Origin of the sequence: Nonlabens sp., from assembly GCF_965657255.1 — a bacterium.
In the GTDB taxonomy this organism is placed as follows: domain Bacteria; phylum Bacteroidota; class Bacteroidia; order Flavobacteriales; family Flavobacteriaceae; genus Nonlabens.
This window is the reverse complement of sequence record NZ_CBFHNM010000003.1, coordinates 100,264-120,413: the sequence shown is the minus strand read 5'-3', so window position 1 is coordinate 120,413 and position 20,150 is coordinate 100,264. Positions and strand designations below refer to the sequence as shown.

Annotated in this window: 19 protein-coding genes; 12 read left to right on the top strand and 7 right to left on the bottom strand. The window is 34.1% G+C overall.

Going from position 1 to position 20,150, the window contains the following annotated elements; translation table 11 throughout:
* The first annotated feature begins 10 nt into the window (after positions 1-10).
* A complete protein-coding gene (locus ACTF54_RS04820; RefSeq protein ID WP_347195311.1) occupies positions 11-232 on the top strand; it encodes a DUF6341 family protein in 222 nt (73 codons plus the stop codon).
* Positions 233-244: 12 nt separating this feature from the next.
* On the opposite strand, the gene purD is transcribed toward ACTF54_RS04820, so the two are convergent.
* A complete protein-coding gene (gene purD, locus ACTF54_RS04815; RefSeq protein WP_438968856.1) occupies positions 245-1,513 on the bottom strand; it encodes a phosphoribosylamine--glycine ligase in 1,269 nt (422 codons plus the stop codon).
* Between the two features lie 63 nt (positions 1,514-1,576).
* Here purD and ACTF54_RS04810 point away from each other — a divergent pair, with 63 nt between their 5' ends.
* Positions 1,577-2,875, top strand: coding sequence for a phenylacetate--CoA ligase family protein (locus ACTF54_RS04810; protein WP_438968855.1), 1,299 nt, complete (start codon positions 1,577-1,579; stop codon positions 2,873-2,875).
* Positions 2,876-2,896: 21 nt separating this feature from the next.
* Here the strand turns inward: ACTF54_RS04810 and ACTF54_RS04805 are convergent, their stop codons facing one another.
* The 4 genes from ACTF54_RS04805 to ACTF54_RS04790 all read right to left on the bottom strand — a co-directional run bounded on the left by ACTF54_RS04805 (position 2,897) and on the right by ACTF54_RS04790 (position 6,753).
* Positions 2,897-3,670, bottom strand: a complete 774-nt coding sequence (locus tag ACTF54_RS04805) for a glycosyltransferase family 2 protein (protein WP_347195314.1) — start codon at positions 3,668-3,670, stop codon at positions 2,897-2,899.
* Positions 3,671-5,062, bottom strand: coding sequence for an exopolysaccharide biosynthesis polyprenyl glycosylphosphotransferase (locus ACTF54_RS04800; protein WP_347195315.1), 1,392 nt, complete (start codon positions 5,060-5,062; stop codon positions 3,671-3,673).
* Positions 5,025-6,014 carry a UDP-glucuronic acid decarboxylase family protein gene (locus ACTF54_RS04795; RefSeq protein ID WP_347202415.1) on the bottom strand — a complete coding sequence of 330 codons (990 nt, stop codon included), beginning with the start codon at positions 6,012-6,014 and terminating at the stop codon, positions 5,025-5,027. Before ACTF54_RS04795 ends, ACTF54_RS04800 begins: the two co-directional genes overlap by 38 nt.
* Before the next feature lie 103 nt (positions 6,015-6,117).
* A complete protein-coding gene (locus ACTF54_RS04790) occupies positions 6,118-6,753 on the bottom strand; it encodes a peptidoglycan DD-metalloendopeptidase family protein (RefSeq protein WP_438968854.1) in 636 nt (211 codons plus the stop codon).
* Between the two features lie 128 nt (positions 6,754-6,881).
* Here ACTF54_RS04790 and ACTF54_RS04785 point away from each other — a divergent pair, with 128 nt between their 5' ends.
* From ACTF54_RS04785 to ACTF54_RS04775, 3 genes are all read left to right on the top strand, one after another.
* Positions 6,882-7,583, top strand: coding sequence for a CoA transferase subunit A (locus ACTF54_RS04785; RefSeq protein WP_347202413.1), 702 nt, complete (start codon positions 6,882-6,884; stop codon positions 7,581-7,583).
* A 3-nt stretch (positions 7,584-7,586) separates the two neighbouring features.
* Positions 7,587-8,240, top strand: a complete 654-nt coding sequence (locus ACTF54_RS04780; RefSeq protein WP_438968853.1) for a CoA transferase subunit B — start codon at positions 7,587-7,589, stop codon at positions 8,238-8,240.
* A 63-nt stretch (positions 8,241-8,303) separates the two neighbouring features.
* Positions 8,304-8,681 (top strand): hypothetical protein, encoded by a 378-nt coding sequence (locus ACTF54_RS04775; protein WP_347197413.1) that lies wholly within the window; start codon positions 8,304-8,306, stop codon positions 8,679-8,681.
* A 242-nt stretch (positions 8,682-8,923) separates the two neighbouring features.
* Here ACTF54_RS04775 and ACTF54_RS04770 read toward each other — a convergent pair whose 3' ends face one another.
* Positions 8,924-9,967: a ferredoxin--NADP reductase gene (locus ACTF54_RS04770; protein WP_347197414.1), complete on the bottom strand. Its 1,044-nt coding sequence runs from the start codon at positions 9,965-9,967 to the stop codon at positions 8,924-8,926.
* Positions 9,968-10,061: 94 nt separating this feature from the next.
* Here ACTF54_RS04770 and ACTF54_RS04765 point away from each other — a divergent pair, with 94 nt between their 5' ends.
* The 4 genes from ACTF54_RS04765 to ACTF54_RS04750 all read left to right on the top strand — a co-directional run bounded on the left by ACTF54_RS04765 (position 10,062) and on the right by ACTF54_RS04750 (position 12,897).
* Positions 10,062-11,537, top strand: a complete 1,476-nt coding sequence (locus ACTF54_RS04765) for a DUF5687 family protein (protein ID WP_438968852.1) — start codon at positions 10,062-10,064, stop codon at positions 11,535-11,537.
* A 138-nt stretch (positions 11,538-11,675) separates the two neighbouring features.
* On the top strand, positions 11,676-12,413 hold the full coding sequence (locus ACTF54_RS04760) for an ABC transporter ATP-binding protein (RefSeq protein WP_347196436.1): 738 nt from the start codon (positions 11,676-11,678) through the stop codon (positions 12,411-12,413).
* A 1-nt stretch (position 12,414) separates the two neighbouring features.
* Complete coding sequence (locus tag ACTF54_RS04755; RefSeq protein ID WP_347196437.1) at positions 12,415-12,648, top strand: hypothetical protein; 234 nt, start codon at positions 12,415-12,417, stop codon at positions 12,646-12,648.
* Between the two features lie 21 nt (positions 12,649-12,669).
* Entirely contained in the window at positions 12,670-12,897 is a 228-nt protein-coding gene (locus ACTF54_RS04750) for a hypothetical protein (RefSeq protein WP_347196438.1), read from the top strand.
* Between the two features lie 56 nt (positions 12,898-12,953).
* Here ACTF54_RS04750 and ACTF54_RS04745 read toward each other — a convergent pair whose 3' ends face one another.
* Positions 12,954-16,415: a TraB/GumN family protein gene (locus ACTF54_RS04745; protein WP_438968851.1), complete on the bottom strand. Its 3,462-nt coding sequence runs from the start codon at positions 16,413-16,415 to the stop codon at positions 12,954-12,956.
* Between the two features lie 234 nt (positions 16,416-16,649).
* On the opposite strand from ACTF54_RS04745, the gene ACTF54_RS04740 reads away from it, so the two are divergent.
* The 3 genes from ACTF54_RS04740 to ACTF54_RS04730 all read left to right on the top strand — a co-directional run bounded on the left by ACTF54_RS04740 (position 16,650) and on the right by ACTF54_RS04730 (position 20,131).
* Positions 16,650-19,259: a tetratricopeptide repeat protein gene (locus ACTF54_RS04740; protein ID WP_347196440.1), complete on the top strand. Its 2,610-nt coding sequence runs from the start codon at positions 16,650-16,652 to the stop codon at positions 19,257-19,259.
* A gap of 9 nt (positions 19,260-19,268) precedes the next feature.
* Positions 19,269-19,673 carry a bactofilin family protein gene (locus ACTF54_RS04735; RefSeq protein ID WP_347196441.1) on the top strand — a complete coding sequence of 135 codons (405 nt, stop codon included), beginning with the start codon at positions 19,269-19,271 and terminating at the stop codon, positions 19,671-19,673.
* A gap of 92 nt (positions 19,674-19,765) precedes the next feature.
* The gene (locus tag ACTF54_RS04730) at positions 19,766-20,131 is read left to right on the top strand and encodes a hypothetical protein (RefSeq protein WP_347196442.1); all 366 of its coding nucleotides are present in this window, start codon (positions 19,766-19,768) and stop codon (positions 20,129-20,131) included.
* Positions 20,132-20,150: the final 19 nt, after the last annotated feature.

Sequence of the window (20,150 nt, the reverse complement as noted above, 5' to 3'; positions counted from 1 at the left end):
ATTTACAGAAATGGAAACTTTAATAGATGGAATAGTAGCCTTATTTGAACTTATTTTAATCCCTTTTGAGGCTCTTAGAGAATTAGAAGACACAAGTTGGTTTGCTGCAAATGCAGTTAGCTGGCTTTGCATACTTATTCTATGTGTTGCTGTTGTTTACTGGATGAGAAAATTAAAAGAATTTGATAAGGATGAGGATAAGACTCAAACAGGTCATTCTTTTCTAGGTTAAATAATTAAACTTTTATAGGTCAAAACCTATATCAGTTCTATAATACATCTTATCAAATTGTAGTTTTTCTACATTTTGATAAGATTTTTTTAGTGCTTGTTTGAAATCATTTCCATAGCTGGTAATCGCCATTACACGACCACCACTAGTTACTATTTTCCCTTCTTTAACAGTAGTTCCTGCATGAAAAACGATACTGTTTTCTATGTTTTCTAAACCTGTTATTTCCATTCCTTTGTTATAGGCTTCTGGATATCCGCCTGCAACACACATAACCGTTGTGGCACTTCTAGGATCTATGGTTAGGTTTTCTTGGCTTAGTTCCGCTTTCGCGAAAGCGTGTAAATGACTCAATAAATCGCTAGAAATACGAGGCAATACTACTTCAGTCTCTGGATCGCCCATTCTTACATTATACTCGATAACTTCTGGTTCTCCATCTACAATCATTAAACCTATGAACACAAAACCCTTGTAAGTAATATTTTCTTTTTTAAAACCTTCAATGGTTGGTTTTATAATTCGACTTTCAATTTTTTCCATTAGAACAGCATCTGCAAATGGAACTGGAGAAACAGCGCCCATACCGCCAGTATTTAGACCAGTATCGCCTTCACCTATACGTTTGTAGTCTTTTGCTGTAGGCATCACCTTGTAAGAATCGCCGTCTGTCATTACAAATACGCTCATCTCGATACCGTCTAGAAATTCTTCTATCACGACTTTATTAGACGCCGCGCCAAATTTTCCTCCTACCAGCATTTCTTCAAGAGACTCTTTTGCCTCACTTGCATGAGGAATTATAAGTACTCCTTTTCCACCAGCGAGTCCATCTGCTTTAAGAACGTATGGTGGTTTTAACGTATCAATGAAGGCCATTCCTTCTTTAAGGGATTCTTTTGTAAAGCTTTGATAAGCCGCAGTAGGCACGTTATTGCGTTGCATAAACTCTTTAGCAAATTCTTTAGAACCTTCAAGAACAGCACCTTGTTTTGATGGACCTATGACGTTGACATGTTTTAAGTCCTCGCTTTGAAAAAAGTCATAAATTCCGTCTACAAGTGGAGCTTCTGGACCTACAACAACCATTTCTATATTATTATCTAATACAAAGGTCTTTATTGCAGCAAAATCGGTTACTCCTAAATTTACGTTAGTTGCTATTTGATCTGTTCCAGCATTTCCTGGGGCTACAAATAATTTTGATAGTAATGGACTTTTGATAAAAGAGTGTGCAAAAGCGTGCTCGCGGCCACCGCTTCCTAAAATAAGGACATTCATAGGTTGTGTTTATGGAATGCAAAAATAAGTTTTACCTTGCTCAAGATTGCTTTAATTATTAAAATGCCTCTAAAACTTTTTGACAACATATTAAGACTACAAGGTTTTAAGATCACCAAGGCTAGAAAAGAATTTGAAGATCTGAAATTATGTAACACAGATGACATAGAAGATCGCAAACAAGCAATCGTGAAATATCATCTTACACATAATCATTTTTACAACTCTTTAGTTGCTAACAAAAGTTCTAGTTGGTCAGAATTACCTGTTCTATCTAAAAGAAACTTACAACAACCTTTGTATAGGAGATTAGGTAAAGGCTTTACTTTAAGAAAAGTTTTTAAAGGTAAAACCAGTGGTTCTAGTGGCCATCCATTTACGTTTGCAAAGAATAAATATGCTCATGCAATGACTTGGGCAGCTTTTCATGAGGCATATGATCAACATGGGATCAATTTAAACATTTCATTGCAAGCGCGCTTTTATGGAATGCCGCTTAGTGGAAAAGGAAAGTATATCGAGCTAGCAAAGGATTTTGTTAGTAACCGCAAGCGTTTTCCTATTTTCAATATGAATGATGAGGTTCTTGAGAGTTTTGTCAACCGATTTAAAAAACACAAGTTTGATTATATCAATGGTTACACCAGCAGCATTGTATTGCTGGCTAACTATTGTAAACGCCAAAAATTGACTTTAAAGAGTATTTGTCCATCACTTAAAATTTGTATTGTGACTAGCGAGATGCTTTTTCCAGACGATAGATTACTTCTTGAAGAGTGGTTAGGAATACCTGTTGTTAATGAATATGGCGCTAGTGAGGTAGGACTGATTGCCATGCAAAATAGTAAAGATGATTTTGAAGTAAATCAGCAAAATCTTTTTATTGAGGTGGTTGATGAGAATAATCAACCGCTGCAAGATGGAGTAGTAGGACGCATTCTAGTAACTGATTTATATAATAAAGCACATCCTATGATACGTTATGAAATAGGTGATTTAGGAAGTCTAGAAACCTTGGAAAATGGCACCAGAATTCTAAAAGAACTTCAAGGCCGTACCAGTGATATTGCTCGTTTACCTAGTGGCAAAGTAGTTCCTGGATTGACTTTTTACTACGTAACCAAAACAGTGATAAAGGAAGATATAGAGATTTTAGAATTTGTAGTGAAACAGAAAAAACCTTCTTTTTTTGAGATTCAGTACGTGAGTGGCAGTGAAATGAGTGATACTTTAAAGACAAGCATACAAAAGGTAATGGACGAATATCTAGAACCTGTACTTAAAGTAAAATTTACAAGATTAGCAGTTCTGGATAGAAGCAAACGCGGGAAGTTAAGGCAGTTTATAAGCGAGGTGAAATAAACTTGCTATTAATCTCATTAATTAAAAAGTAATTTTCATTCTATTCTTTACAAAAAACTGTTCATAAAAAAACCGTACCATCAAAATCGTACTTTTTATAACCGAATACCCTAAATGCGATCTATAAACAGCATAATTGTATTTGATCAAATCCAATTTATTAGCAGAAAGTCCATTGCTCAATCGATAACTAGCAATAGGTTCTTGAATTCCTATGGCAAAACCAGCCTTTTTTAAAACATCCAGCCACATCGCCCAGTCTTGTCTTTTGCGCAACGCAGGCATGTAAAATTTACCTAGCTTTTCAGCATTATAAATTCCTGTTAGGTTGCCTAAGTAATTAGCTTTTAGAAGTTTTTCAAATGTTAGTTTCCTTACAACCTGATGGAATTGATCTGGTTGATCTGGAGCCGATTTAAAAATCTCATAAGCGCCATAGCAAGCCAGCGCATTTTGAGATTTCATTGCCTCAATTTGTATTTCTAGTTTTTTAGGTTTCCATAAATCATCTGCATCTAGGAAGGCTATGTAAGTTCCTGTTGCGGCTTCTATGCCTTTGTTGCGAGTAATTCCTGCACCACTATTTGAGGTGTTTTTTAAGGTGATAAAAGATATTTCTGAAGAGGAATTTTTAAGTGCATAGGCTTTCGCGAAAGCGTAACTCTCATCATCACTACCATCATCTATTGTAATAATTTCTAAAGGTCGATATGTTTGAGATACTATACTGTCTATGGATTCCTTTACCGTTTTTACACTGTTATAAGTAGGCATAATGACAGAAACAAGACTCATCTAGTAAGCTTTTTCTTCACCTTTGAAAACGTTTGCAATCGTTTTAAATATAATAACCACATCTTGAGCGATATTCCAGTTTTCTATATAATAAATATCATTGCGCACACGGCCTTTGATATCTTCTTCTGTCTCTACTTCTCCACGATAGCCGCTTACTTGAGCCAGTCCAGTTATTCCTGGTTTTACAAAATGACGTACCATAAATTTATCAATACGCTCTGCATACATATGTGTGTGGCTTACCATATGTGGTCGTGGTCCTACCACGCTCATATCTCCTAGAAGCACGTTAAAGAACTGTGGTAATTCATCAACACTGGTCTTGCGTAAAAACTTACCTATTTTAGTAATTCTATGATCACCACGTCTTACTTGATGTAAATGAGCGGTTTTATTAGGCACCATCGACCTAAATTTAAAACAAATAAATTCTTTGTAATCTAGTCCATTACGAGCTTGTTTAAAGAAAACAGGTCCTTTAGATTCTAGTTTAATTATTACGGCCACTAATGGTGTAAGCCACGACATAACACCTATAATTACAAATAAAGAAAAGACAATGTCAAAACCTCTTTTAGTTACTTTATTAGCAATATCATCTAGAGGTATTTCTCTTAATGCAAGAACAGGAGTAAGTCCATAATAATCATAATGCAGTTGATGTGATAATACAGCATCAGTATCTGGAATAAACTTGAGTGTTCTTAAGTTATTATCTGCAAAATCTGTCAATTCTATCAGTTGCTCGTTGTTCAACTCTTTTACCGAACAAAAAATCTCGTCTATTTTATTTTCTATAACCCATTGTTGAAAATCAGATACGGTAAAACCTACAGAGTGAACATCTACTAGTTTTTTAGAACGATAGCCATAGTCGGTATGTGTTTCAAAAAACTGATGTAATTGTTCGGTCTCGTCATTTTTCCCTAAAATAGCGACGTTTCTAAAGTTACCTCCTAACGAGCTGCGATAGTTTTTAAGAATGAAGAATAAACCTATCTTAACAATACCAATACTTCCAACTGTTGCCGCGATATAATTAAAGATATAGGTTGACTCTCTATTGAGTTCATAGTAATATCCAAAAAAGGCAAATACCACAAAAGCAAAAAATACAGATTGCTTTGCGAGTCGCATGAGTAAAGTGGTAAATCTGGTATTTCTACGTATTTTATAAAAATCTAATTGCATAGAAACAATCACCCAGCAAATACCTATAAAAATACTATAGGTCAGTAGATCAAAGCTTTCTACAAAAAAATAAGACGCAGCAAGCATGATCAAACCTAAATCCACGATGTAGGAAATAGGTTTTATGAAACCAGAAAAACGGCCATTGCGATAGGCAATACTATCTGCGGATATGTTTGGTAAAGTCTTTGTGGTCACGCTTGTTTAATTCTTCTTGTGATAACGATTTGAAATATTCAAAAGTTATTCTCATTCCTTCTTCACGGCCTACCTTCGGTTCCCAATCTAGGACTTTCTTTGCCAAAGAAATATCTGGACGTCTTTTCAAAGGGTCATCTTGTGGTAAATCTTGATAAACTACCTTTTGATCTGTTCCTGTAAGAGCAATAATTTCTTCAGCAAAATCACCTATCGTAATCTCATTAGGATTACCTATGTTAACAGGATCTGAATAATCACTTAATAATAATCTATAAATTCCTTCTACTTGATCATCTACATAACAAAATGATCGTGTTTGTGATCCATCGCCGAAGACGGTAATATCTTCACCACGTAATGCTTGCCCCATAAATGCAGGAATAACACGACCGTCATTGAGTCTCATTCTAGGACCATAGGTATTAAAAATACGTACAATTCTAGTCTCTAGACCATGAAACCTATGATATGCCATGGTCATGGATTCTTGAAAACGTTTTGCCTCGTCATACACACCTCTAGGTCCTATGGTATTTACATTTCCATAATAAGATTCATCTTGAGGATGTACTAATGGATCTCCATAAATCTCACTAGTAGAAGCTATGAGAAGTCTCGCTTTTTTTGCCATTGCTAGACCTAACAAATTATGCGTTCCTAGCGAGCCCACTTTTAAAGTCTGGATAGGGATTTTTAAATAATCTATAGGACTGGCAGGGCTGGCAAAATGCAAAATGTAATCTAGCTCGCCTGCAACATGCACGTAATTAGATACATCTTGATGATAAAATTCAAAATTTTCATTAGGAAAAAGGTGTTCAATATTTTTAAGATCGCCAGTAATTAAATTATCCATGGCAACCACACGGTAACCTTCTTTGATAAAACGATCACAAAGGTGTGATCCTAAAAAGCCAGCGGCACCGGTAATAAGAACTCTTTTTTTCATAAAAATTTTAGGTTGAATCGGGCTGTAAATATAGGAAAATTGAGAGTGTACACTATAGGACTTCTTGTGAAACCCTAAAATGGATTGCTAAAAACAGTGTATCTTAAAAAATCAAAGTATTGGGATCTAAAATAATGGATTCATAATATTGTAATTCTACTTGTGCAGCAACACCTGGAAAATCTCCTTTATATTTGCCCATATCAGTCATGATTTGAAAATGAAGATGCGGGCTGTAACCTCCATTTTCTTCTGGTTTTCCTAAGGTTGCTATTTTCTCGCTTTCGCGAAAGCGAGAACCAACAGACCATTTATTCATATCACCTATAGCGAGATGTCCATAAAGTGTGTAGAGCTTTTTACCGTTATAATCATGTTCCAAGATCAAGGTAGGACCATAATTTCCCTGGTCATCATTATTTGCAAAACTATGAACTGTTCCATCCATAAATGCATGAACGCTTGTGCCAGCTGGCGCCCAAAGATCAATGCCCATATGTACATCTCTAACTATTCCAGCTTGAAATCTAATCGATTTTCTATACAAGGCACGCTGTTCTAAATAACCACCATGAGCGACGTATTTACCTGTTTTGTCACGCTGGTTTTTTAAGTATTCTTCAAAAACTGGGATATCACTAACATCATTATTATCCCAAAACGGATTGTTAACCGAAAGGTCGATTGGGAAATAATCGTTTTTACTGTATTTGGGATCAATAAGGTGTTTAAAAGACATTTAGATTTAGTTCTTAATTGTTGACTCTAATTAGAATAGCAATTTAATATATTGTCAGGCTTTTTGTTGTCGATAAGCATTTATAATGCTCGATAAATTCCGTATTTTTAAACCAAATAAATGTAATTATGATCAATAGAACGGTAAAAGGCGTGGAAGAAGCGCTGGAAGGCGTTAAAAGCGATATGACTTTTATGGTAGGTGGTTTTGGCCTTTCTGGAATCCCTGAAAACAGTATTGCGCAACTTGTAAAAACAGGAGTTAAAAATTTGACTTGTATTTCTAATAATGCAGGTGTGGATGATTTTGGATTGGGTTTATTATTACAAGGCAAGCAAATCAAGAAAATGATTTCTTCTTATGTAGGTGAAAATGATGAGTTTGAAAGACAAATGTTGAGTGGAGAACTAGAAGTGGATCTGATACCACAAGGAACTCTTGCTGAAAGATGTCGTGCCGCTCAGGCAGGAATACCAGCATTTTTTACACCAGCAGGTTACGGTACTGAAGTAGCCGAAGGTAAAGAAGTACGCGATTTTAATGGAAAACCTCATATTCTAGAACATGCCTTTAAAGCAGATTTTGCTTTTGTAAAAGCATGGAAAGGTGATGAAGCAGGGAATTTAATATTTAAAGGAACCGCTAGAAACTTTAATCCAGTTATGGCTGGTGCAGCAACTATTACTGTGGCAGAAGTAGAAGAACTTGTACCTGCAGGAGAACTAGATCCTAATGAAATTCATATCCCTGGAATATTTGTAAAACGCATTTTTCAAGGAGAGAAGTATGAGAAGAGGATAGAACAACGAACCGTAAGACAAAAAGCATAAAAAATGTTGACTAAAGAACAAATCGCAAAGCGTATTGCAAAGGAAGTAAAAAACGGTTACTACGTAAATCTAGGAATAGGAATACCAACTTTGGTGGCCAACTATGTTCCAGATGGAATAGATGTAGAATTCCAGTCAGAGAATGGAGTTTTAGGAATGGGACCTTTTCCTTTTGAAGGAGAAGAAGATGCCGATGTTATTAACGCTGGTAAACAAACTATAACCACTATGCCTGGCGCTAGCTTTTTTGATAGTTCTACAAGTTTTGGAATGATCCGTGGGCAGCATGTAGATCTAACCATTTTAGGTGCTATGGAAGTTGCCGAGAATGGCGATATAGCCAACTGGAAAATACCAGGTAAAATGGTCAAAGGAATGGGCGGCGCCATGGATCTTGTTGCTAGTGCAGAGAATATCATTGTTGCCATGATGCACACTAATAGAGCTGGAGCTTCAAAACTGCTCAAAAAATGCTCTTTACCACTTACCGGAGTGAATTGTATCAATAAGGTTGTGACTAACCTAGCCGTTCTTGAAGTAACCGATAAAGGTTTTCAACTGCTAGAACGTGCTCCTGGAGTAAGTGTAGAAGAAATTCAAAACGCTACAGAAGGAACTTTAATAATCGATGGAGAAATTCCTGAGATGGAGATTTAAGAATTGTTATTTCTTAAAGGGCAGCATTAATTTTACTCTTTGGGAAGAACAATATTTTGATTTATGTATTTCAATATTCTAAAAAAGTCACTTCAAATGGTGGCAGACTTTGCTCAAAACACGCATAGTATAAATACAGTTTCTGAGTTTTCTCTTATTCATGAAAGAAATATGAAAATGTTACATGACTATGTATTGCACCATAATGACAATTTTATAAAAGAATTGCTTCTAACAATTCCAGAAGTAAGATCATCAGAAATTAAAGAGTTTATAGAGCATGATCGCGGAATGAGCACTAATAAAAAAGGCATCTTTTTATTAGTCACTATGTTCTTTAATAGTGGCAAGGAAGTTTATGAAATACTCAAAGAGAAATTTGATCTTATCGCAAATCGTAATAAAACCATTATCATGATTTTGAATAATAGTAGTTTTTAATACCTTATTTAATTGCTAGACCAACATGCCAAGTATTCGTCTTGGCATGTTTGGTTGTGATCGATACGTTAATTCTAACAGCGAGAATAAATTTAGACTATGCCAACAAGAATAGTTGGCATGTCAAATTTTAAAATTCTTTAATATTAAGATGTCATATTGGGTGGAATTAATTCTACGCTTTATGATGTGACTTTTTGAGATTTGGAATTTGGAGTTTGTTTTTTTAGAATTTCCTTTTTCTAAACCACATCAAAATTCACCACCACTTTTGCGCTGGTGGCATAAGCTTGGCAGGCAAGAGAAAGTCCCTCAGCGACTTCACTATCGGTTAAGATGGCATTTTTTGCCATTTGTGCCGTTCCTTCTTCTATCTGACAAATACAAGAACTACAAATTCCACCTTGACAACTATATGGTGCATCAATGTCATTTTTAAGCATCACATCTAGTAAATTATCGCTACGTTTTACTGTAAGTGTGTGCTTTTCGTCATCGAGAATAACCGTTAGTTCAGTTAGATGACTATCTTCAGTGATCTCGATCTCATTTTCTTTGGCTGTAAAAAGCTCAAATTTCACGTTTTCCTTTGTAAGAACTTCTTTTTCAACCAGATTTTCGGTCGCCATCGTGATCATTTGTTCAGGTCCACATAAGTACGCTTTCGCGAAAGTGAGATCACTAACAGTCTGTTTTAAGAAATAGTTGAGGTTAGATTTACTCACACGACCAAAAAGTGCCTCGTCACGCTCTTCTCGAGAAAAACAGTACTGAAGTTTAAAGCGATCACCATATTGATCCTTCATATCATTAAATTGCTCATAATAAATAGTTTGAGCAACAGACTGATTACCATAGATCAAAGCTACTTTACTGTCTGGCTCGTTAGTCAGCACATCTTTTATGATGGACGTAATAGGAGTGATACCACTTCCTGCTGCAATCATTAAATAATTTTGAGCAGTATGACTTTTTTCATGTATAAAAAGCCCGTCTGGAGCAGCAACTTCTATCTTATCACCAGCGCGTAAAGTCATCGCATAATTTGAGAAAACTCCTTTTTCTACCGCTTTAATGACTACTTTTAGGTCTGTTTCATGAGGTGCGCTAGAAAGAGAATAAGCACGTCGTACTTCATTGCCATCAATCATGGCTTTAAGCGTTAAGTACTGACCAGCTTTATAAACAAAGTCTGAGGCTAGTTTTTCAGGTATTTCAAAAAGTATTTCTACCGCTTGAGAAGTAACTTTAGTAACTTGTTTTATAGTGAGATGATGAAAGGTCATTTTGCTTAAATTTAAAGTTGCAAAAGTAATAAAGGAAAATGGAGCTGTAACACTTTTATAATATTTGTAACTTATAGTTTAAATCACAACCAAAATGATCAAACAATTTATCAATCTTGAGTGGAAAAGCTTTTTTAGAAGCGCCGCATTTAAGCAAAATCTCGCCTTTAAAATCTTTATTGGATTTTTTGCCATACTGTTTTTAATAGAGTTTGCTGCTTTAGGAGGTTTTAGTTATCTCATATTAGAAGAATTTATAGAAGAAGGTAAAATAGTTGCTGATAATCCTTTTCAAATTGTGAATCGTTTTTTGATTTACTGGTTTGTTGCAGATTTGTTCTTTAGATACTTGATTCAAAAGATGCCTGTAGCTAACATTAAACCATTGCTGTATTTACCTTTTACAAAAAGTGAAATTGTAAAATATTCCATAGGAAAAACTATCGTTTCTTTCTTTAATATTTTACCAGCTTTTTTCTTTGTTCCTTTTAGTATTGTTTTATTGTTCAATGGTTATGACGCAGCAGGTGTCATAAGCTGGCATGTTGCTATGTTAGGAATTACACTTTCTTTAAACTTCCTCAATATATTTTTAAATAATTTAGATAAAGTATTCTATCCGGTGGTAGTCGTGGTAGTGGTATTAGGATTTGCTCAATATCATGAATACTTTGATATTACCATCTATACTGCACCAGTTTTTGAGTTCTTCTATGAGAATATTTGGAGTTTTATCATTCCTATAGGACTGGCTATATTCTTATATCAGGTGGCATTTAAGTATTTTATTAAGCAGTTATATCTAGATGTAGGATTGAGTAAAAAAGTAGAAGAAGCCAAAGTAGAAGATTTGAGTTTCTTAGACAGATTCGGTAAAATATCTACCTATTTAAAGAATGACATTAAACTCATAAAGCGCAATAAAAGAGCAAGAACTACTTTTATTATTGGATTCTTATTCATGTTTTATGGTCTTTATTTTGTGATGCTGGATCAAGAAGGTATGATGATTTTTGCAGCCCTATTTTGTACTGGTGGATTCTTATTTAGTTTTGGTGGATTAGTTCCTAGTTGGGACAGCAGCTATTATAAATTAATGATGGCGCAAAACATTCCCTATCGTGAATTTTTATTGAGTAAATGGTGGTTAATGGTTATGGTAACGGCAGCCAGTACCATCTTAAGTTTATGGTACGTTTACTTTGGTGTAGAATGGTTGTATGCGATTCTAGCTGGTGCAGTCTATAATATAGGTTTAAATTCTTCTGTGGTTTTATTAGGTGGTGCCTTTGTAAAAACACCTATTGATTTAATGAGTAATAAAAAAGCCTTTGGAGACAGTAAAGCATTCAATGCAAAAACCTTGTTGCTTACTATCCCAAAATTGATACTGCCTGTAATTATTTATTATGCTTTTGCGTGGACTATTAGTGACGCAGCTGGTTTTATTGCACTTGCATTGACTGGTGTTTTAGGCTTATTGTTTAGAAACTTGATCTTTAAATGGATTGAGAACATTTATAAAAACGAGAAGTACGACACGATTGCTGCTTATGCACAAAAAGATTAATGAGTCAGTATAGACTTTTTTCTAATTCCGCTTTCGCGAAAGCGAGAACAACAAAAATAAACTAATTGTCAGTCTGAGATTGCCTGTGCCTAGCTAGCAGAAGTGTCGAAGAGAATAACCAAACAAAAAAATAATATTATGATTTCAATAACCAACCTTTCAAAAGTATATAACGGCGTCTCTGTATTAAATATAGAAGAATTAAAAATTCCAAAAGGACAAGCCGTAGGACTGGTAGGAAATAATGGTGCTGGAAAAACCACTTTATTTTCTTTATTACTTGATTTGATCCAGCCTACAACCGGTTACATTTTAAGTAATGAGGTGAAAGTAAGCGAGAGCGAAGACTGGAAGCCTTTTACCAGCGCCTTTGTAGATGAAAGTTTCTTAATCGGTTACCTAACACCAGAAGAGTATTTTTACTTTATAGGAGAATTAAGGGGCCAGAACAAAGCAGATATCGATAAACTAATCGCTTCTTACTCTGATTTCTTTAATGGAGAAGCCGTTGGGCAGAATAAATACTTGCGAGATTTATCTAAAGGAAACCAGAAGAAAGTAGGAATTATTGCTGCTTTAATAGGTAATCCAGAAGTAGTTATCCTAGACGAGCCGTTTGCAAATCTAGATCCATCTACCCAAATAAGATTAAAGAAAATTATCAAAGCACTTGCAGAAGATACGAATACAACGGTTCTTGTTTCTTCACACGATTTGCAACATGTTACAGAGGTAGCGCAGCGTGTCGTTCTTTTAGAAAAAGGAAACGTGGTTATGGATAAAGAGAAGACAGCAGGAACTTTTGCAGAATTAGAGAATTACTTCAAAGGAATTTCTGAGAGTTATGCACCAGTTGCTGTTTTAGAAGAGGAATAATATGCATCCTAGATATAAAATGTTAGGCGTTCATACGATTATCTTTTTAGGAGTTTTCTTATTGATTAGATATGTAATGATGCAGTTCATGTCAGAGCCCACTAATACTTGGATTACTATTATCCCTGCAGTATGTGCCTGGATTTTATCACCTAGGCCTCATGTGGTACAAATGCAATCTGGTAAGCAGTACGGATTGAAATTTCTTTTTGCAAAGAAGATTTATAAGATGTAACTATATTTGAAAAAAAACAATATGAGTCCTAAAATTAGAGTTTTCCTTATTTACGGAGTTTGCTTTACGGCACTATTTTTAATAACAAGATTTATTTTACTTCAGTTTATTGAACAAGGCGTTTGGACCACTTTTGTGCCCATAGGAATCGCTATGGTATTTTCTCCTAAACCTCATATAGAAGAAACTAAAAATGGTAAAGAATACGGATTAAAGTCCATTTTTTCTAAAGAACCATTTAGATTCTAAATCCAAGTAAAAAGCCATTATAATTGTAAAATTATAATGGCTTTTTTTACTTCTTATCAATTCACTCTCCAACGTCCTTTGTGTTTGATTTCTTTAAAGACCTCTTCTAGTACATCTTCTTTTTCTTTATCTGTATCATAACCTTTTCCATTGCCATAAGACTTTGAGTAGACGTCTGTAATGAGTTGCTGCTTATCGTTATCCAGTTCAAAAGCTACGTATCTTATATACTTTTCTTCTTCATAGCTTCCTTTATTAATGAAGTCAAATAAGTATAAAGTCACTTTAACATCTTTATCAGTGGTAATAACCTGTTCCTTTAAAAAATTCAGCTTATTTTCATTCTTATCAAACTCTTTTGAGTTAAGAACAATACTTTTTGCAAGTTCTTGTTGGGTTACTTGAGGAGATAATTCTATGTCCATTTCTGAAGCGGTAATCACTACTTGAGCTTTTAAAGAGATATCGTTCTCTATTTCATCGAATAGTTTTTGTGGAACAGACTCATTATTAATTATGAGTAATGTAAAATACTGGGCTAGAGCTTCTTTCTGACCGCTATCTAATAACTTCATAAAGAAGTCTTGTGCATTCTTATCTTTTCTATATGGGAAGATAAGCTTTACATAACTGGTTAGTAAATCATTAGATCTAAAATTATAAGAAGTCCTTCTAGCACTTAATGTCCTTTTGATCTCTATTTTTCCATCGGTTATGATTTGCTTGCGGTACTTTTTGTAAGTTTTCTTTTTTACAAATCCAGAATCTTTGGCACGTGCTAACAATTCATAAACTGGTTCTTTATACTCACTTATAGAGGCATAAGTTAAAAGGTCTGGAAATAATTTTGAAGATAATTTTAAAGAATCGCCATAATGATTAAGAGCATTAGAAATACCAGATTTTTTTAAAGGCAAATCTTTTTCCAGTAAGTCCAGTGCTTTTTCATGATTGCTGGCTGTTTTCTTACGCAATAGTTTGTTCAATATAATTAGTTGTACATCAGGATTGCTATAAGATGTCTCGTATAGATTTGTAATATAAGGCAATACTCTTGCATCTTTTAAATCCATCAATTCTCCTAGTGTGTATTCTTTTATACTCTTAAGGCTGCTGTCATCTTCACTTACAGAATCGATTAAATCGATCATTTGAGGAATGTCTTTTGTCTTAAATTTTATTTTTTCATCTGCATCAAACACTAATGTATCTTTCGCTTTTACGCCTTTAAAAAACAAAGCTGTTTTATCACTAAATACATCTTTACCTAGAAGAGTATCATTAGGTTGAAAGCTATTATAAAATTGTCTTATAAATTTAGATGGTTGCTGCGTGCTGTCTATGACTGTTTTAAGATGGTAAATGCGGCCTTTATAATAAACACTTTTTGCAAGAATGTGTTTAATACTCAGACTATCTTTAAAAACTCTTTTGTAGGTAAATAAGCTGTCACGCTTTGTCTTTTCTTTCTTTTTTGCTCGTAAATTACCACGATACAACTTCATATCAGCCCAATCTGTTTTATCTACTTCTTTCCATAATTCATCTGCAGTTATAAACATTTGAAGGTCATGAAATTTCTTCATTTTCACCTCTATTTGTTCATTTGCAGGTGTGGTGTAGTAGGAAGATTTCTCATTTGCTTCATAATCTTTGTTTTCTTCATAAGAGTACCTACTTCTTGTTATTGGTGCTTTCACAGGACTTTTGACACTAAAGTGCATGGCAGTGTCTTTTACGGTTTTAAAATCACCATAATCTATGGTTTTAAACTTCATAGAATTTAAAAAAGCATCGGCATTTTTTTGATTGGTACCTGTGTAACCCATTAAATAGTAACTACCGTCTTTAACGATAGACTTAAGTTGTAATTGAGTATTTGTGACACTGTCTAGGATAGCAGTTGCCTTGTAACTGTAATAAGGTGTTTTTTCTATTGCACCTTTTTCTTTTTTATATTCTAAATCTTTAATGAATTGGTCTACAATGTATTGAGCCTCAAACTTGTCTTCTTCAACATATTCTGTATCAAAAACCGGAGATTCTTGAAGAAAATAAAATGATTCACCGTCAGTTCCCTGAAGTAATGTCTTGCCAGGATTTTCTAAATTATTTGCACTTACGTGTTCTGGAAATAGCACTTCATATTTATTAAAAGGTGCAGTAAATGGTTCAAGTTTTTCACTTAAAGGTAAAAACTCAACAGAATCAAAAATCTCTTTTTCATATAATTTTACAAAATCCAGCTTACCACCAAATTTGATTACTACTATTTCTAAAGGTGTTTGATAAATATGGTATTTCTGGTAATCACCTTTTTTAGTCTTATTAAGAATCGCATAACCAGGATAAGGTGATATAATTTTTTCCTTTTTAAGAATTTCTCCAGGAATATCTTCAAAGAGTACATTATCTATAAAATCCAGATCTATCTTTTTCTTTGCAGTAGGTAAATAATCAAAAGTATTTATTCTAGAAATGGTCAGGTATGCACCATTAGTCATCTCAGGCATCATATAAAAAGACTGATTTCCACTACTAAACTCTCGTAGATCATCAAAAGTTTTTAAGGAAAGAAATTGATCAGGTGTCCGCTTTCGCGAAAGCGTAGGTGCTACAAAATGCTCGTCTAAATATTTCTTTTCATTTTTAGCCAGTTCTGTTTGGGCAGAGGTAAGAGCTTTTACAGTATAACCTCGATTTTGAAGCATTTTAATCATACCATTTTCTCCCGGTAAATGTGCTGCGCCTACTCCTGCAAAAATCGTTTGCTTTTTCATCACAGAATCCATTACAATGACCATGTTTTCATTGCGATCGTACAGCATGTTCTTTCTAAAATATTCTGTATTAACGGCTTTACCTATAGAATCTAATAACGATATGTTGCGATCTCTATAAACGTTTTCTTGAAGCGTATATCTATTTTCTTTTTCAAGACGTTCTTCTAGCCATTTGGCAATCTCTTTTTTGGTGGGATTTGTTGCAGCTTTTGAAGTTAAATATTGAGATTCTTTAAAATCTTCAAGACTTATTATAGATTTCCCTGCTTTTTTACCAGCCTGAAAAATAAACATGTCTAGATAGGTTTCTTCTTCAAAATTATCTGATGCTCCATTTTTACGATACAAATAACCGTTTAATGCCATATCATTCATCCGTATACTAGAACGCACTCTACGTGGATCAGGATGTTCCATTTTAAAAATATCTTCATAAAATTGCGATCGATAACTGCTGGACCCATTTTGAACAGAAAGTATTTGTTCATTGTAATATTGATCCATCCATTGTGATGGATCAGATTCTAAGGCTATGGCATCTGCTTTTTTAAGAGATTCAAAAAACACATCATCTAGTCTAAAAGCCACTTTGCTGCTTACGTGCATGGTACCATATAAATAGGATGGTTTTTCTAAACCATTACCAGTGATTTCCCAAAGAAGGCTGTTATCAGTTTGTGAATGAATATGTTGTGTGAATATAGCTAGTGCAAAAAGCGTAAAGAAATACTTCATATAATAAAATAAGTTGTTTGAGGTAGGAATGAAATAACCTCTGAGGTCTCTAAAATAGAACAAACACGTTCTGAAATCAAAACTTTAACGATCTGTTTTCATTTCATATGATGCTTCAAATATGTGATCCTGTAGCTTTATAACTTCATTGAATATAAAAATCCTTATTTTTACGACCTTTCACAATATCGATGCGGTATTTAGAGTTATGTACGTTAGTTTAAAACCTACTTTTTGAAACAGCTTTTCTTCAATATTTCAATTACACTTTTGCTTATAGCTGTTATAACAGGCTGTAGTAGAAAAAAGAACTCTTTTATAAGTCGCAACCTCCATGCGGTTGGTACAGAATACAACGTTCTCTATAACGGTAATCTTGCTTTGCAAGCCGGTCTTGATGGACTAGAACAAACATATAATGATAACTATTGGGACATTTTACCAGTAGAACGCATGACTGTTAAGGATCAAGTTTTCTTACCAGGAGATAAACCTGCAGATCCTAATTTTGAACGCGCCGAGGAAAAAGCGGTAAAAGCAGTACAAAAACACTCGATGCTTATTAATGAGACCGAGTACAATCCTCAAGTGGATGAAGCTTACATGCTTTTAGGTAAAGCTAGGTATTATGATCAGCGATTTATTCCTGCTCTAGAAGCCTTCAATTATATTTTACAATTTATGCCAGATGCTGATCAGATCAATCAAGCAAAAGTATGGCGAGAACGCACTAATATGCGTTTAGATAATAATGAGACTGCTATCAAGAATTTGAAAAAATTACTTAAAGAAGAAGCAGGTTCTATAGAAATGGAAGACCTTTCCATCGCAAACGCTACTTTATCTCAGGCTTTTTTAAACCTTGAAGAAGTAGATAGTGCACTGATTTACATGAATCGTGCAGAAAACCAAACTAAAAATAAAGAAACAAAAGCAAGGTATAAATTTATAACCGCACAGCTTTTTGCAAAAACAGGCCAGCGTGATAGTGCTTTTGTTCATTATGACCAGATTATTGAGATGCACCGGAAAATCCCGCGTCGTTATTATTTAAATGCTTTTATAGAGAAGATTAAGAATTTTGATGCCACAACGGATAGTAAATCAGAATTACTTGAAACAATTAATGAGCTGGAAGAAAATAGAGAAAATAGACCGTGGTTAGACGCGATTTATTCTCGTAAGGCTATTTTCTTTGAGCAAGAAGATAGTGTTGAAATAGCAAAAAAATACTACAACAAGTCTTTGCGAGCAAAAGGTGGTAAAGACTTATATTTAAGAGGTAATAATTATTCTTCTTTGGGAAAAATAAGTTTTGACCAATCTATGTTTGTAAACGCAGGTAAATATTATGATAGTGCTATTGCTAATTATATACCTAGAACAAAAGAACACCGATTAGTTACTAAAAAAAGAAATAATCTAGATGATGTTATTCTTTATGAAGGTCGTCGTCGTCGTGCAGATAGTATTTTTAGAGTTATCGCTATGTCGCCTGAGCAGAGAGATCAATTTTATCAAGAATACATTGATTTATTAAAAGAAGAAGAGGCTCGAATTGCAGAAGAAGCAGAAATTGAAGCGGCAAAAGCAGCCCAAGAACAAACAGCCTTCTCAAAAATAAATAATAATAAAGTTAGTAAAAGAGCAAATACAGGACCTACTTTTGGTTTGCCAGGTGCTGGTGTAGGAGCAAACAATAACAGTACTTTCTACTTTTTCAATCAGCAAACTGTTGCTCGTGGTAAGATAGATTTTAGAAAAAAATGGGGAAAACGTGAACTAAAAGATAACTGGAGACGTAAAAATAAAAAAGTAGAGCTGGAAACAAACATCGAAATTATTGAAGAAATAGAAGAGGTAGAAGTACGTCCCGAGTTTACAACGCAGTTCTATACCAGTACACTTCCTGAAGATAAAACCGTTTTAGATAGTATAGCAAAAGCTAGAAATTTTGCATATTATCAGTTAGGCGTTATCTATAAGGAGAAGTTCAAACGTAATGACTTAGCAATCAATCGTTTTGAATCTTTGTTGACCTATGATCCTTTAGAAAAATTATTATTACCAGCTCTTTATAATTTGTATCTAATATATAAAGAAGATGGAAGTAGTGACGCTTTCGCGAAAGCGGAAGATTTAAAAAACCGAATCATTTCTGGTTATCCAGAAACTAGATATGCACAAATTTTAAGAAACCCTGATGCAAAACTAGATGACAGTGCTAGTCCCATTGCTGTTTACAATCGCTTGTATAAGGAATATGAAAAAGAGAACTATGATCTGGTGGTTACAAGTGCAGCAGAATATGCTAACTTATTTAATGGAGACGATATTGTCCCAAGATTAGAATTATTAAAAGCATTTGCAGCTGGTAGGCTTTATGGTTTTCAAGAGTATAAAAAAGGAATTGATTATGTCGCATTGAACTTTCCTAATACCGAAGTAGGTAAGAGCGCTCAAAAACTTGTTACAGATGCCGAGGCGGTGAAAATTCCAGAAGTATTTTTACCTGAGAAAGGTTTAAATAATTTTAAACTGGTTTATCGTTTTAAAAGTGCAGAAGTTTCTGCTATGGAAGAATTAAAGGAAAAATTAAAAGAAGCATTTGTTAAAGAAAACTATACCTTTAGAGTATCTATAGACGTTTATGACAAAGACGATAAGCTAGTTGTTGTACATGGTTTAGGTTCAAAATTAGGTGCTATTGGTTTAGGTGATTTCATGGCAAAACCAGACAACAATTACAAAATTATAAGACCTTTCTTTGCAATAGCTTCAGAGAACTATAAGATTATTCAGGTTTATAAAAACCTTGATAAGTATGAGAAAGAAATGCTTTAAAACTATTATATGTTTAACGAGAAAAAAAATAGTAAGTCATTTATGGAATCTGGTAAATCTCAAAACAGAATCAGTCATGGAACAAGTATTGTAGGTGATATTGTAAGTGATGGAGGTTTTAGGATAGATGGGGTAATTAATGGTACGCTTAAAACACCTGGTAAAGTAGTTATAGGTAAAGATGGTAAACTTGATGGAACATTAGAATGTAACAATGCTGATATCGAAGGTATCTTTTCTGGAAAATTATTTATTGAAGGTTTACTTACTCTTAAATCAACAGCTACTATAGAAGGCGAGGTTGTTACGCAAAAGTTAGCTGTAGAGCCTGGTGCTACTTTCAATGCCAGTTGCAAGATGGAATCTGGCGTTAAATCTCTAAGTAATAATAGTAAGAAAGATAGAACGGCATAGCCTTTTGTAAAAGTAATTTACCTCATCATATAGATATTTGAAAAACATAGGTTCTCTTGTTGACTTTTAATATCTCAAATCAAAAACCATACGTGAATTTTTATCTTAAAACTTTTATCCTAGTCTTTTTTCTAACACTTATAGTCTATGGTGCACACTTTTTACTTGTAGAGAATTCCGCCATTTCTTTGATAAAAACCTATTCATTCCTAGGAGCAGCTACTTTTATAACTGTTAGCGCGCTCAAATATGTCTTTGGTTTAGTACCTGATAAATTGGGATTTGCATTCTTAGCTCTAGTTTTTGTAAAGTTTGGTGCAGTGTTCCTTTTATTTCCAGAATTATTGAATGATGAACCTAAGTTATCTAAAGTTGAGATATTAGGCTTCTTAGGACCTTACTTTATCTTTTTATTTATAGAAGCTACAATTGTAATTAAGTGGCTTAATAAGAATTAATTGACCGTTGAAAAGCCTA

Coding starts and splice junctions, on each gene's coding strand:
- ACTF54_RS04820 (WP_347195311.1), top strand. CDS start 11: ATGGAAACTTTAATAGATGGAATAGTAGCCTTATTTGAACTTATTTTA.
- purD (WP_438968856.1), bottom strand. CDS start 1,513: ATGAATGTCCTTATTTTAGGAAGCGGTGGCCGCGAGCACGCTTTTGCA.
- ACTF54_RS04810 (WP_438968855.1), top strand. CDS start 1,577: ATGCCTCTAAAACTTTTTGACAACATATTAAGACTACAAGGTTTTAAG.
- ACTF54_RS04805 (WP_347195314.1), bottom strand. CDS start 3,670: ATGAGTCTTGTTTCTGTCATTATGCCTACTTATAACAGTGTAAAAACG.
- ACTF54_RS04795 (WP_347202415.1), bottom strand. CDS start 6,014: ATGAAAAAAAGAGTTCTTATTACCGGTGCCGCTGGCTTTTTAGGATCA.
- ACTF54_RS04790 (WP_438968854.1), bottom strand. CDS start 6,753: ATGTCTTTTAAACACCTTATTGATCCCAAATACAGTAAAAACGATTAT.
- ACTF54_RS04785 (WP_347202413.1), top strand. CDS start 6,882: ATGATCAATAGAACGGTAAAAGGCGTGGAAGAAGCGCTGGAAGGCGTT.
- ACTF54_RS04780 (WP_438968853.1), top strand. CDS start 7,587: ATGTTGACTAAAGAACAAATCGCAAAGCGTATTGCAAAGGAAGTAAAA.
- ACTF54_RS04775 (WP_347197413.1), top strand. CDS start 8,304: ATGTATTTCAATATTCTAAAAAAGTCACTTCAAATGGTGGCAGACTTT.
- ACTF54_RS04770 (WP_347197414.1), bottom strand. CDS start 9,967: ATGACCTTTCATCATCTCACTATAAAACAAGTTACTAAAGTTACTTCT.
- ACTF54_RS04765 (WP_438968852.1), top strand. CDS start 10,062: ATGATCAAACAATTTATCAATCTTGAGTGGAAAAGCTTTTTTAGAAGC.
- ACTF54_RS04760 (WP_347196436.1), top strand. CDS start 11,676: ATGATTTCAATAACCAACCTTTCAAAAGTATATAACGGCGTCTCTGTA.
- ACTF54_RS04755 (WP_347196437.1), top strand. CDS start 12,415: ATGCATCCTAGATATAAAATGTTAGGCGTTCATACGATTATCTTTTTA.
- ACTF54_RS04750 (WP_347196438.1), top strand. CDS start 12,670: ATGAGTCCTAAAATTAGAGTTTTCCTTATTTACGGAGTTTGCTTTACG.
- ACTF54_RS04745 (WP_438968851.1), bottom strand. CDS start 16,415: ATGAAGTATTTCTTTACGCTTTTTGCACTAGCTATATTCACACAACAT.
- ACTF54_RS04735 (WP_347196441.1), top strand. CDS start 19,269: ATGTTTAACGAGAAAAAAAATAGTAAGTCATTTATGGAATCTGGTAAA.